9 protein-coding genes are annotated in these 12,335 nt (G+C 63.7%); 5 read left to right on the top strand and 4 right to left on the bottom strand.

Features of this window, described 5'->3' with window-relative positions:
* Window positions 1–3: 3 nt before the first annotated feature.
* Entirely contained in the window at window positions 4–507 is a 504-nt protein-coding gene (locus tag ABD05_RS21270) for a DUF6484 domain-containing protein (RefSeq protein WP_047902075.1), read from the bottom strand.
* 9 nt (window positions 508–516) lie between these two features.
* Window positions 517–2,631, bottom strand: a complete 2,115-nt coding sequence (locus ABD05_RS21265) for a type VI secretion system Vgr family protein (RefSeq protein WP_047903705.1) — start codon at window positions 2,629–2,631, stop codon at window positions 517–519.
* 133 nt (window positions 2,632–2,764) lie between these two features.
* Here ABD05_RS21265 and tssF point away from each other — a divergent pair, with 133 nt between their 5' ends.
* Complete coding sequence (tssF, locus tag ABD05_RS21260; RefSeq protein WP_047902074.1) at window positions 2,765–4,642, top strand: type VI secretion system baseplate subunit TssF; 1,878 nt, start codon at window positions 2,765–2,767, stop codon at window positions 4,640–4,642.
* On the opposite strand, the gene ABD05_RS21255 is transcribed toward tssF, so the two are convergent.
* Window positions 4,643–5,215: a hypothetical protein gene (locus ABD05_RS21255; RefSeq protein ID WP_047902073.1), complete on the bottom strand. Its 573-nt coding sequence runs from the start codon at window positions 5,213–5,215 to the stop codon at window positions 4,643–4,645.
* Between the two features lie 21 nt (window positions 5,216–5,236).
* Window positions 5,237–5,614, bottom strand: a complete 378-nt coding sequence (locus ABD05_RS21250; protein ID WP_047902072.1) for a DUF3592 domain-containing protein — start codon at window positions 5,612–5,614, stop codon at window positions 5,237–5,239.
* An 875-nt stretch (window positions 5,615–6,489) separates the two neighbouring features.
* Between ABD05_RS21250 and ABD05_RS21245 the strand changes: the two genes are divergently transcribed.
* From ABD05_RS21245 to ABD05_RS21230, 4 genes are read left to right on the top strand one after another with little or no spacing between them, the layout of a single operon-like run.
* Window positions 6,490–7,491 carry an FHA domain-containing protein gene (locus ABD05_RS21245; RefSeq protein WP_047902071.1) on the top strand — a complete coding sequence of 334 codons (1,002 nt, stop codon included), beginning with the start codon at window positions 6,490–6,492 and terminating at the stop codon, window positions 7,489–7,491.
* Window positions 7,488–11,525 (top strand): TOMM system kinase/cyclase fusion protein, encoded by a 4,038-nt coding sequence (locus tag ABD05_RS21240; RefSeq protein WP_047903704.1) that lies wholly within the window; start codon window positions 7,488–7,490, stop codon window positions 11,523–11,525. The genes ABD05_RS21245 and ABD05_RS21240 overlap by 4 nt, the downstream gene beginning before the upstream one ends.
* A 33-nt stretch (window positions 11,526–11,558) precedes the next feature.
* Window positions 11,559–11,903, top strand: a complete 345-nt coding sequence (locus ABD05_RS21235; protein WP_047902070.1) for a BMA_0021/BMA_0022 family TOMM bacteriocin — start codon at window positions 11,559–11,561, stop codon at window positions 11,901–11,903.
* Window positions 11,904–11,919: 16 nt separating this feature from the next.
* Window positions 11,920–12,285, top strand: a complete 366-nt coding sequence (locus ABD05_RS21230) for a BMA_0021/BMA_0022 family TOMM bacteriocin (protein ID WP_047902069.1) — start codon at window positions 11,920–11,922, stop codon at window positions 12,283–12,285.
* Window positions 12,286–12,335: the final 50 nt, after the last annotated feature.

Below are 12,335 nucleotides of genomic sequence, written 5' to 3'. Positions count from 1 at the left end.
AGTTCAGTTCAGCTCGACAACGGCTCCGCGCAACCGGAGCGTACCGTCAGCATAGGTCGCAACATTCGTCCCGCGAACAATGACGCGCCCGTCCTTGTTCAATGTGAGACTTGCCTGCCCGCACTTCAGCGTCATCGCTTCGATGGCTTCGAGGCACACATGCGATGCTTCCGTAGCGGTGGCGGTGTCCGTGGCGGGTATGACGGCATGAACGCCGGCCTCGGATTCGGCCTGATTTCTCACGCCATGCCGCCGCAGGAGGCCCATGAGAATAGGTTGGCCCGGGTCGCCCTGCACGAACGCCAGTACTACTTCGCGCCCGACATCGACGGCAGCGACACTCGCGGCGCAAATCGCGACAAGCGGAGTTCGGTATGGGTTGTCAGCGTAGTCGATCCAAACGCCACGATTCGACTCGACCTTGACTATGGTTCCGAGAACCAGTTCCGCCGTTCGTTGAACCGGCTGCGCAACGCTGAATGCGGCAATCTGCTCTGCGACTCCCATCGAGGCCCCCTATGAATTGATATCCACGTTATTTCCGCTGATTTTCACCGGACCCGAGCCATCGATGGACAGCGTAGCCCCGCTGATCGCGATGTTCCCGTTGCTCTCAAGGATGATGCGCGCCTTGCCGACCTTGATCTCGAGCCGATCGCCGGCGCTGATCGACCAGGTCTTGCCGACGACCGTATTTTTTGACAGACCGATTTCTTCCGCCTGAGCGAGACCTACCGCCGTGTTCATCGCGCCGGCAACCGTCACGGTATAGCCGGCACCGATTGTCAACGCCTTGGCAAGCCCGATCGTCTCGGCCGAGGCAAGCGCAATCAGGAGGTTTTGCCAGCCCTCGATCGTCTCGTTCCGATTACCCCCAACCGTCAGCGTCTCGTTGCTGCCGACGCGTTCAGTACGATCCACGCCGATCGTGACGGTCTCGTTGTTGTCAACCGTCTCGGTTCGGTCATGGCCGACATGCACGGTCTCGTCGTGGTCGATGTTCTTCTTGCGATCGTTGCCGACCCAGTGCGACTCATCATGCTCGACCTCGAGGCGCTGATCCTTCTCGGCGTGCAACCAGACCTCCTCCGAGCCCTTTTTGTCCTCGAAGCGAATGGCATTGGCCGTGTTGACGTTCCCGGTCTTGGTCGAGCGGGTCAGAATTCCGCTCTGCGTCGCATTCGTGGGCAATCCCCACGGCGGCATGTTCCCCGAGTTGTAGACGCTCGAGATAATCAGGGGTCTATCCGGATTACCGTCGAGGAAAATGACGACCACCTCGTCACCTATCCGCGGAATCTGGATCATCCCGAATCCGCGACCGGCCCATGGCTGCCCGACGCGCACCCAACATGAACTGCCCTGATCGCGCTTGCCCAGCCGATCCCAATGGAACTGCACCTTCACGCGGCCGAGGTTGTCCGTGTAAATTTCCTCGCCTTCCGGCCCTACAACGACAGCAGTTTGAGGACCGATGATCGACGGTCGCTCGATCGTGAAAGCCGGGCGATACGGGATCTTCTTGCGGATGCAGGTGAAACTGCACTGGTAGTTCGCCGCACCTTCGCCGGCCTGATAGTTGTTCGTGCCGCTGTGGGAGACCGTCGTCAGCAGAAACTGACGGTCCTCGGCTTTGGCGTTGCTGTGGTCGTAGTGATCGTCGAGCTCGAAATACTGGCACGGCGACAACCGCCGGCTCGTGCTGGTCCCGACGAAAATCTTGCTGTGTGCGGCGAGCGCCTGCGTCCTGAAACGCGTCAACGCTTCGCCGCGATCGCTGTCGGCAAAGCCGTGCTCGCCCAGGTAGTCGTAGACTTCGTACGATGGCACTTCGCCCTGGTTGACTTCGGTTCCGCCCGACACGAATCGCCGTGCGTGTGGCGCCTTGTAGTCGAACGTCTTCAATCCGACGCTACTGGACTCCAGTTGCCGGCTCGCCTGGAACGACGTGACGACAGCCAGGTTGTCGAGTGCTTCGCCTTTGGTGTACTGCAGCACCGGGCTGCGGCCGCTGATCGGCTTCGCGGCAATCGAGTTGTCCGAGATGATCAGCTTGTGGCTGTCGTTCGCGTGCTCGAAGAAGAAGAACAGGCCGTCTTCCTGCATGAGGCGCTCGACGAATTCCAGGTCGGTTTCCCGGTACTGCGTGCAGTAGCTGCGATTCTTCGTCGCCCTCGACAACCGAAACTCGAACGATGCAATTTTTCCGTATTCCTGAAAGATTTTCGAAAGAATTGCCTCGGTATTCTCTTCCTGAAAAATTCGGATGTCGCGACTGCGCGAGAGCATCCAGAGCCATGGCACGAGCGTCGCGCCATAGACAGTGAAGCTGCCGTCGTGGTCGAGGTGTGTGAAGTTGGCCACGTAGCCGTGGAAGTACCGTTCTTCGGAACTTGCCAGCGCATCGGTCAGCTGTAACGTAATCGTCACAGGTTGACCGATCAGCTTTTTCAGTTCGATATTCGAGTCTTGAGAGGCGAGCCGAACATGGAACTCAAAATTCCGGGATAAGCCCTCGGTACCGTGAAAATCGACGAGCACCAAGTCGGACCGGCCCTTCATGGGCGTCTGGATGGTGAACAGCCGGTTGCTCTGTAGCCCAAAGAAACTTGGAATATCTGACAGTTGCATGGCGCCCTCGGAACCCCGCATCGGAACGGCAGGATATTATTCGTCAGTGAATTTTAAACTGCGTTCCGTCGTAAAGATCAAGTTTCGCGATTCTTGTACCTTGAATATGGGGACGGAGTTGTAGGGGAGGTGAATGGATAACCTGCTGCCCCACTACGAATACGAGGTCGGCCTGCTGTTACGCGGCGTCACGGAATTTGCCCGACGCTATCCGAAGATCGGCGCGCGACTCGGGGTTGCAAACGGGCAAGGCGATCTGCATGTCGACCGGATGATCCAGACGTTTGCACTGCTTGCCGCGCGTGTTGACGCGAAGCTTGAGGACACCTATCCAGAATTTACCGATTCGTTGCTCGAAGTACTGTACCCGCAATACCTGCGGACCGTGCCTTCGTGTGCTATCGCGCAATTCGACCCGACCGATCTATTCGGTCAACTGACGACGCCGTTCACGATGCCCCGTGGCACGTTGCTCGATGCCAATGCGGCACCGTGCCGGTTTCAGACGATTTACGACGTCGCGTTGTCGCCATTGCGAATTCACTCGGTACGCTACGCGCCGGCCACATTGGTTCCCGCCGTCGTCAGATTGCCTGCAAATGTCACCGGCATACTCTCCGTCGGGTTCGCCAGCACGACGCCGACCGAGACCTTCGATGACGCGATCCCGTCCGGTGCGGTTCGCATTTACCTGTCCGGCGATCGGCCGCGTGTCGCCGCGCTCGTCGATGCGCTGCTGCTGCGTGCGGGCGCCGCGTTTGTCGAGGTCGATCAGAGTGGCCGGTGGACGGCACTATCCAAAATCCCGATTGAATCGGTGGGCTTCGGCGAGAATGAACGGCTGTTGCCGAAGGAATCGACCGACACGTCGGACGCGTACCAAGCCCTGATCGAGTCTTTCGCGTTCCCCGAGAAATTCGACTTCGTTGACATCGATCTGGGACGAATGCGGCGCGCTGCGCACGCGACGGCGGCAAAGCGACTGACGTTGCACCTCGCAATCCTGGACACACCGGCGGAATCGGCCAGCGCACAGGTATTGACCGACCTCGATGCTGCATCCTTCCGGCTGTTCTGCACACCGGTGGTCAATCTGTTCAGGCGAGATGCGACGCCGATCCAGTTGACGAGCGCCGATAGCGCGTACCCGGTCACGCCGGAGCCGCTGGAAACCGGTTCCCCGCTCGACGTGTATTCGGTCGATGCCGTTCATCTGGGCGATCGGATGCAGTCTGAACAGGAAAAAAGCGCGCCATCGACCAGGAACCCGGCACGAACGAACGTGCTGCCCTATCGCGCGTTCAGCCATGCCCGCTCCGTCGATCCCGCGGTCGCCTACTGGACCGCGTTTCGCGATCCGTACGCAGCGGCCGGAACCGCGCGAGCGCCGCTCCTGCTATCGCTCGTCGGACTGGAAGGTAATGCCGCCCAACTGAAGCATCCGCAAGTCGACGTCGATGTCACGGCCACCAACGGCGACCTGCCTTCGCGGTTGCCGATCGGCGCGCGGGACAGCGACCTGCTTCACGAGGGCGCGGCGCTGGCGTGCCCGATTCGGTTGCTCACGCGCCCGACCTTGCCGAGTACTCTGCCGCGCGGGCACGATACCTTGTGGCGAGTCTTGGCCGGCATGTCCTTGCACCCGTTCGACCTGACCCGAACGGGCTTGAAGGCGTTCAAGGACTTTTTGAGATTGCACGCGCCGCGTGCGAGCATCGTCGCGCAACGGAGCATTGACGCGATCGCCGGCCTCGACCACCAACCCGCTATCCGGTGGATGTCACTCGACAGCCAGTTTCCGTCGTTTGTGCGCGGTGTCGAAATTGTCGTATCTCTTGATGAAACAGCGTTGCGCGACGTCACGTTGCACCTGTTCGCGCGTATGCTCGACCGGCTGTTCGCACCGTACGCTCCGGCGAACAGTTTCGTAGAACTGGTTATTTCCTCGTCGCAGACGGGTCGGGAACTGCAACGCTGTCCCGCGCGGACCGGAACGCGGCCGTTGATCTAGTCAATGCAGATAGCCGACCAATATGCCGGCGCCAGCGCCTGCCTGCAAGCCAACGGTCGTGCCGCCCATCAGCAGAACCGCAGGGGCATGCGCAATCGCGATATCCGCGAGCCAGGTCATCGCGGGATTCGACAACCCCAGGGCGAGCTGCGCTGAATTGATTCCAAGAATCATCGCCGACCCTGCCTTGCCGTATCCGATACCTACGCCGCCGTCGAGGTACACCGTGGCGCCCTGCAAATCGGACTTGGCGAGTTCAGTACCACTGAACGCTGGCGCCATGTACACGAGCCCTGCACTGTCGAAGGACTTGAGAGAGCCCGCTCCCCCGACCTCGTGCCCGGCGATCTTCGGTATCTTGATCTCCGGCAAGGAAAACCGCGGGAGCTTGATCTTCGGGAGACGAAGACCGAAACCGATGCCGACTCCTGCACCGCCGTAGTAAAAATCGGTTTCATGTCCGCCGGGGTCGGCGAGAACGATTGTGCCTCCCGAAGCGACGACGAATTCGATGCTGATGCCCCCCGTCGCGCCGGTCTTATAGCTCCAGTTGCTTGGTCTCAGAATTGACACGGCCGATCCTCTCAGATGCTGTTATTTTCTGGGCGGAAAATTCATCACCGCAAAGAAGATGAATCCGGCGCCGAAAATTGCCGCCATCAACGTCCAGTTCCACACGGCGCCAAACCGGTCGATCGTGGCAGTGCGTGCGGGCGCCTCCGGTTGATACAAAACAGTGACCTTATCGCCGACCTTGGTGCCGTAGATCATCCCGCCTTGCGGATAAGATACGCGTTCGCCGGTTTTCGTCACGAACTCGATCTGCGGGTGGCTTCCACCGGCATTGAGGCTCACGACTTCGCCGGGGACGGCGATCGCAGTGTGCAGAAAATCGCGGGTAGACCATCCGATGACAGCCGCGATAACGAGAAAAACGACCCCGATCGCAATGCCTGCTATAGCCTTGAACATGAGCCCTCTCGATTTCTTTCTATGGCACGCAAGGTTCGAACGTCTGCCTGCCCGCGGTGATTCTAGCGCATTGCCCGTCACCGATTGCTGGTGAGCCGGTCAGATAAATAGCGGTGCCAGATTGCGCTTGGCCGGTCCGTCGCAACCCTGCGTCGGTACTCATTTCCAGGCAATTTCCTGTCGTCGCTTTCGGTGCGCACGCTGCCGACATGTAATTGCTGCCTGGCGAACTGCTGTCGCCGACGTCGACGCAACAGGCGCTGCGCGGCGCGTTCAATAAGGCGCCGCCGTGCCGACCCTTATTCGCTTGCCGATCACACTGCGAGAAATTCGCCGTGACGCAAAGGCATGTCGGAATAAATGAAGGAACGCTGATTTACAAAACGCCGGCGACCATCATTTAAATTACCGAAATGATTTAATTTATTATCGGTTCATCAAACAAAATGTCCGCGCCGGCAAAGGTGCTTGAATCCGTCACGTCATTCAATGTGATCTCACCCAGGAAATGCACATCGGTCATGGCCCGCAAGCCGATGAAGATTTTCGACCCTTTATTTGCACCCCGAAAATCCGTAGAAAATGTAAAGCATTGCAATATAAAACCCGGGATTGAGTATTCCGGTTGCGGTGCATGATTTTATTTGGCAGGATTTTCAACAAGTTGCTCGATTTTAAAACAACAAAACGGTCGATAATTCAATCGATCGAAATAACACGTGCCGGATGAGCAACGATTCGAAAGGAAGCTGACGAGAAAACAGGTAACGAGGCGGCGAACAGTCGGCATTGTTCGCGATCATCGAATCAATCGCTCGCCCGGCAGCGCCGATGCGTCACTCGAGCGATCCGGGCGAATCCGACGCGGAGCGGCCATGGCGATACTGAAGAACGATTCCTCCGGAGAAGCATGCCTGCTCCGCGCGTATCACGTGTTCGGCCGCGACGCCGCGCGCTGCGACACGGTCATCCGGGATGCGTCGGTGTCCCGTGTTCATGCCCATATCCGCTGGATCGGCGGGCTGTGGGAGCTCCACGATCACAGCAGCAACGGCACGTCGGTATCGGGCGTGCGGTTGCGCGACGGCGAGCACGCGGTGCTGCAACCAGGCGACGTGATCCGGTTCGGCAGGGCAGGCACCGCACCGTGGCGGGTCGATGCGCTCGACGATCCGGCCGATACGTTGTGGCCGATACGAGGCGCCGCGCATCCGATCGTGCTCGCGCCGCGCCAGATCCTGGCCGCGCGCGCCGCGCAGCCGGTCACGATCGTCCGGTCGCCGGCCGGCGAATGGCTGTGCGACGACACGTTGCCGCCGCGCGCGCTCCATGACGGCGATGAAGTATCGACCGGCGACATCACGTGGCGCCTGGCGCTCGTGCGCAACGGCTCGACGATGATGCTCGCCGCGCCCGCCGATCCGGCCGCGTCGGCGCAACTGCTCGAATTCTTCGTCAGCCGGGACGAAGAGCACGTGCGCATGCTGCTGCATGTTCGCGGCGGCGTGGTCGACCTCGGCGAGCGCGCCCATCATTACGGTCTCGTCACGCTCGCCCGGGCGCGCTCGGCCGACATGCAGGCCGGCTACGACGCCGCCACGCAAGGCTGGATCGAACTCGAGCGGCTGGCGCGCATGCTCGGCATCGATACGTCCCACGTCAACGTGCAGATTCACCGCGCCCGGAGCCAGTTCGCGGCGCTGCCGGGGCTGGACGCGAGCCAGCTCGTCGAGCGCCGGCGCGGCAGCGTCCGGTTCGGCGAATTTCCGTTCCGCGTGATGCGCGGCGAGCATCTCGAATGCCAGTCGGTGCCGGTCGGCCAGCCGCGTATCGACGTGCATCGTCCGGCGCCGGACCCGGTCGTCCATTGCTCGTGAACACGCGAGAACCGGCCGTGTTGCCGATCGCGCTCCGCGCGCCCGTCGTGCAGGAAGCACTTGATCCCCGGCGGCCCGCCGCGCCTTTCGCCGAACTTGCCGGCAAGTGGCATTACCGGCTCGGCGCGCTGCTCGGCGAAGGCGGCAATGGCGTGGTGTTTCGCGCGACCTGCGGCGAAACGGGACAAGACGTCGCGATCAAGCTGATGCGGGATGACGCCACGCGGACCGCGACGGAGCGCATGCGCCAGCGTGCGCGCTTTCGGCGCGAGACGAGCCTGTGCGAGGCGCTGCGGCACCCGAACATCGTGGCGTTGCTGGACAAGGGGGAAGCACCCGACGGCCGGCTGTTCGCCGTATTCGAGCTGGTACAGGGCCGGACCTTGCGCGACCGGCTTGCGGTGGAGGGGCCGCTGTCGGCCGTCGACACGGGCCGGCTGATGACGGAGGTGCTCGACGGGCTCGCGGCCGCGCATCGACGGGGCATCGTGCATCGGGACCTGAAGCCGCAGAACATCGTGATCACGATGGCCGACGACGGGCCGCACGCGAAGCTCCTCGATTTCGGCATCGGCGCGTTGTTGCCCGGCACGGAAGACATCGCGCGCCAGACCTCGACGCTGGCGACCGAGGTGCTCGGCTCGCCGCCCTATTGCGCGCCCGAGCAATTGCGCAACGAGCCGCCGACGCCCAGAAGCGACCTGTATGCGTGGGGACTGGTCGTGATCGAATGCCTGACGGGCGATGTCGTCATGCGCGGCGCGAGCGTGGCCGACATTCTCTATCAGCAGCTCAGCCCGGTGGATGTCGCGCTTCCTCCGTCGATCGCGTCGCATCCGCTCGGCTCGGTATTGCGGCGCGCGCTGAGCAAGAATCCGGAACAGCGCGCCGCGTCGGCCGACGAACTCGCGGCGACGTTTCGCACGCTCAACTTCGCCGCGCTCGTCGGCCAGTTCGATGCCGGCCGCGCAAGCGGGCAGACGCGTCCGCGCCCGTTCGCACCGCGTAACGAGACGAGCGCGACGGCCGGCGAGTACCGGCAGATCACCACGCTGTGCTGTTGCGTGACGATTACCGGAACGGGCCGGCAACGCCACGCCGGAACCGATCACGGCGACTTGCTCGGCGGCTACGAGGAGCAATGGTTGACGAAGTGCGCCGACATCGCCGTCGGTTATGGCGCGCAGGTCGACGGACAGCTCGGCGACACGCTGCTGTTCCATTTCGGCCTGCGAGGCGACATCGACCGGCCGGCGCGCCGCGCGGCGCGCGCGGCACTCGACATGGTGCGGGTGGCCGAGCGCGCACGGCTGCCGGCGGCGGCCGGCAGCCACGCCGGTGGCGAAAGCTGGCGCGTCGAAGTGGCCGCCGCGATTCACGTCGGGCAGGTTCTCACACATGCGTCGCGCATGTCGGGCGTATCGACGCCCGCGGCGGCGGCGCGGCTGCTGCGGCTTGCCGGGCCCGGGCAGATCCTGATCAGTGACGATGCGCGGCTCGCGCTCGAACGGCATGCCGACTACCGGCCGACCTCGTTGCGGCTGGCGCGGGCGGGCGTCGTGCCGCAGCCGGTTCATGAATTGCTCGGCGAACGTCGCGCCGATACGCCGTTCGATTCGCTCGATGCCGGCATGCGGGCGCCGATGGTCGGCCGCGCGCGCGAACTCGACGCGCTGTTGCGCGCGTGGCAGGAGACGCTTGCACGACATCGTCGTGCGATGCGCGGCGAGCCTGCGCCGTGCGGCGTGCCAAGGCTCGTCGTCGGCGACGCGGGAATCGGCAAGTCGCGCCTCGTGCACGAGTTGTGCGAGGCCGTCCGGATCCAGGGCCACGCCTTCGCGCATTGCGGGTGCCTGCCCGAGCGGGAGAATCATGCGCTGTTTCCGATCCTGCGATTCATCGGCGCGCATTGGCATATCGACGCCGACAGCCCGGCCGGTTTCGCGCTCGCGGCGATCGACGCCATGATCGCGCCGCTCGAATGCGATCATGCGGCAGCCCGTGTCGCGCTCGCGACCTGGCTGGGGCTGCCCTGCGATGCGAAGGGGCTGCTGTGGTCGAGTGCGCGCGAACAGCACGCGCTGTTCGACGTCCTCGAGCAACTGATCGTGTCGCTCGGCAACGGCGCTCCGGTACTGCTCGTCGTCGAGGACGTCCAGTGGATCGATCGCTCGACCGAGGACTTTCTTGCGTACCTGCAGCGCTCGCCGCGCGCAGCGGCGCTCGGCATCGTGTTCACGTCGCGCCCCGACAAGCTCGGGCGCTGGCGCGGCGCGACCGAACGCCTGGTGCTGCGCCGCTTGCCGCGCGACGACGCGCGGCGCCTGATGTCTGCGTGTCTGGGCCAGGGCGCGCTCGATCCGGCCTGGCTCGACCAGCTCGCCCATCGCACGGCGGGCATCCCGCTGTTCATCGAGGCCGTCGCGCGCGAGCTGACGATGAGCGGCGCGGACGGCTCGCTCGCCGCGCTGCGGGACACGGACCCTTATCCGCTTCCGCTGAGCCTCGGCGGCATGCTCGGACTCGCGTTCGACCGGATCGACGACGCGCGCGACACCGCGCAGCTTGCCGCGACCATCGGGCTCGAGGTGGATGCGCAATTGCTCGCCGACGCATCGCCGCATGATCGCGCCACGCTCGACACGCATCTGCGGCTGCTGCTCGAAGAGCGGATCGTGTACGCGCAACATCGGCGCGATCGCGTGTTCTATTCGTTCCGCCACGCATTGATTCGCGATGCGGCCTATGAATCGATGCCGCCCGCCGTGCGGCGCGCCAACCACGCACGCGTCGGCCGCGCGCTGGTCGCTCAAGCCGATCGCGGCGCCGGTGCGCATGCGTTCGGCATCGCCGGGCACTTCGCGCGCGCGGGTGCGTTCGCCAACGCGATCGCCCACGGCATCGACGCGGCGCGCGGCGCGCTCGAACGTTCCCGGTACGACGATGCGATCCGTTACGGGCAGGCCGTGTTCGACTGGCTCGGCAATGCCGACTACGCGCAACGTGAGCACGACAGCGCGCGTATCCGCACCACGTTGACGCACGCGACGATGGCCCGGTTCGGCTGGGCGGATCCGCAGGTGCGCGAGCATGCGGAGCAACTGTTGCGGCAGATGCAGACGCTCGACGACCCGGTGCTCGAGATCAGCGCGCTATGGACGCTGTCGACCTACTACCACGTCGCCGGCGATCGCCCCACCGTGCGCGGGATCGGCATGCGGCTCGACGCGCTCGCGACCGAGCGCGGCGACGCCGGCGTCCAGGTCGCGGCGGACGCGATGCGCGGCATGAGCCTGTGGGTCGACGGCGACTATACGCGCGCCCGCGCCGCGTTCGACGCGGTGCTGGCCGGCTACGACGTGCGGCGCGACGCGGACCATCGGCGCCTCCTGGGGCTCGATACGCGCGCGTGGACGATGGCGTCGCTCGCGAGCGTGCGCTGGTGCATGGACGACGATCCGCAGGCCTCGCTCGCGTTGGCGCGCGACGCGGTGTATTGCGCGACCTGCCTCGACCATCTGCCGACGCTCGGCGTCACGATGATGTACCTCGCACGCACGCACCAGCTGGCGGGCGATCGCGACGCAGCCCGCACGCTGTCGGAAGCGATTCTCCGTCTGTCGGAAGTGCATCGGCTGCGCGCGGTCGGGCACTACGCCGCGATCATTCATGCGTGGGCGCAAGGGGATCGCGCGGGCGTCGTCGCGCATCTCGATGCGCAGCGGCGGTCGGGCGGCCTGCTCGGGCTGACCTACTACGCGTCGCTGCTTGCCGAGCTGGATGCCGAGCGCGGCGACTACCCCGCCGCGCTCGCGCAGATCGAGCAGTGCCTCGCATGGTGCGAGTCGACCGGAGAACGGTATTACGAAGCACAGCTGCTGCTGAAGAAGTGCGAGTACCTGCGCCAGGCCGACCCGCGATGCGGCGGCGTGGCCGCGCTGGCCGCGTGCCGGCGCGCATGCGAAGTTGCAACAACGGCGGGCATGGGCCGCATTGCCAGGCTCGCCGGAGCGATGTTGCAGTCGTTGCCGTAAGTCGTTCCATTCGTCAATCAGGAGAACATACCGATGAGCAAGGATCTTCGATTACCGACGTACGAACAGTTTCTCGAATACCGGGCAACCGTCATCCGGGCGATAGCGCTCGCGTGGCATTCCAAGGCGTTTCTCGAGGAACTCGAGGCCGATCCGGTCCACGCGTTGCGCGAGCATTTCGACTATCACTTTCCGTTCGATCTCGACCTGAAGGTGCAGACCAAGTCGTCGGCCTGGACACCGGGCGTCAACGGCGACTGGACGGCCGGCCAGAAAAACAAGCTCACGTTGTTTCTGCCGCCCGCGCCGGCGTACGAGAAGCACTTCGCGCAGGCGCTGGCTGCCTACAACGCGAACCACATCACCATCATGGAATGACTTCAGGGAAACCGACATGGCAAAGGACAACGCTAATCCGACGCTCGAATCGATGCTGGAGTTTCAGAAGGTCTATCTGCGTGCGATCGCGCTTTCATGGCGAAACCCGGACTTCAGGGGCGAGCTGCTGGAGAAGCCGCTGGACACGCTCGCGAAATACTTCGGTTACCAGTGTCCGTGGATCATCGATATCGAGGTCGTCGAACCACCGGACGGCGATCATGGCTGGAGGGACAACGGGAAGGACGGCGGGAGCTGGCACCTGCCGCGCAACGTGATGACGGTCGGCATACCGGAACAGCCGTTGAGCCGGGACGAAGAGGCCGTTGCACTCGCGGCGTACTGCGACGCCGGGTCGACTTACCTGTTCACCTGCTGCTGACCCGGCGCGGTCGAGCCGCGCACCGTCGCGCGGCGCGACCGCGATGTTTG

Source organism: Burkholderia pyrrocinia (genome assembly GCF_001028665.1).
GTDB classification, from domain to species: domain Bacteria; phylum Pseudomonadota; class Gammaproteobacteria; order Burkholderiales; family Burkholderiaceae; genus Burkholderia; species Burkholderia pyrrocinia.
The sequence above is the reverse complement of the archived record's forward strand: the minus strand, read 5'-3'. Positions and strand labels throughout refer to the sequence as shown.

Coding starts and splice junctions, on each gene's coding strand:
- ABD05_RS21270 (WP_047902075.1), bottom strand. CDS start 507: ATGGGAGTCGCAGAGCAGATTGCCGCATTCAGCGTTGCGCAGCCGGTT.
- ABD05_RS21265 (WP_047903705.1), bottom strand. CDS start 2,631: ATGCAACTGTCAGATATTCCAAGTTTCTTTGGGCTACAGAGCAACCGG.
- tssF (WP_047902074.1), top strand. CDS start 2,765: ATGGATAACCTGCTGCCCCACTACGAATACGAGGTCGGCCTGCTGTTA.
- ABD05_RS21250 (WP_047902072.1), bottom strand. CDS start 5,614: ATGTTCAAGGCTATAGCAGGCATTGCGATCGGGGTCGTTTTTCTCGTT.
- ABD05_RS21245 (WP_047902071.1), top strand. CDS start 6,490: ATGGCGATACTGAAGAACGATTCCTCCGGAGAAGCATGCCTGCTCCGC.
- ABD05_RS21235 (WP_047902070.1), top strand. CDS start 11,559: ATGAGCAAGGATCTTCGATTACCGACGTACGAACAGTTTCTCGAATAC.
- ABD05_RS21230 (WP_047902069.1), top strand. CDS start 11,920: ATGGCAAAGGACAACGCTAATCCGACGCTCGAATCGATGCTGGAGTTT.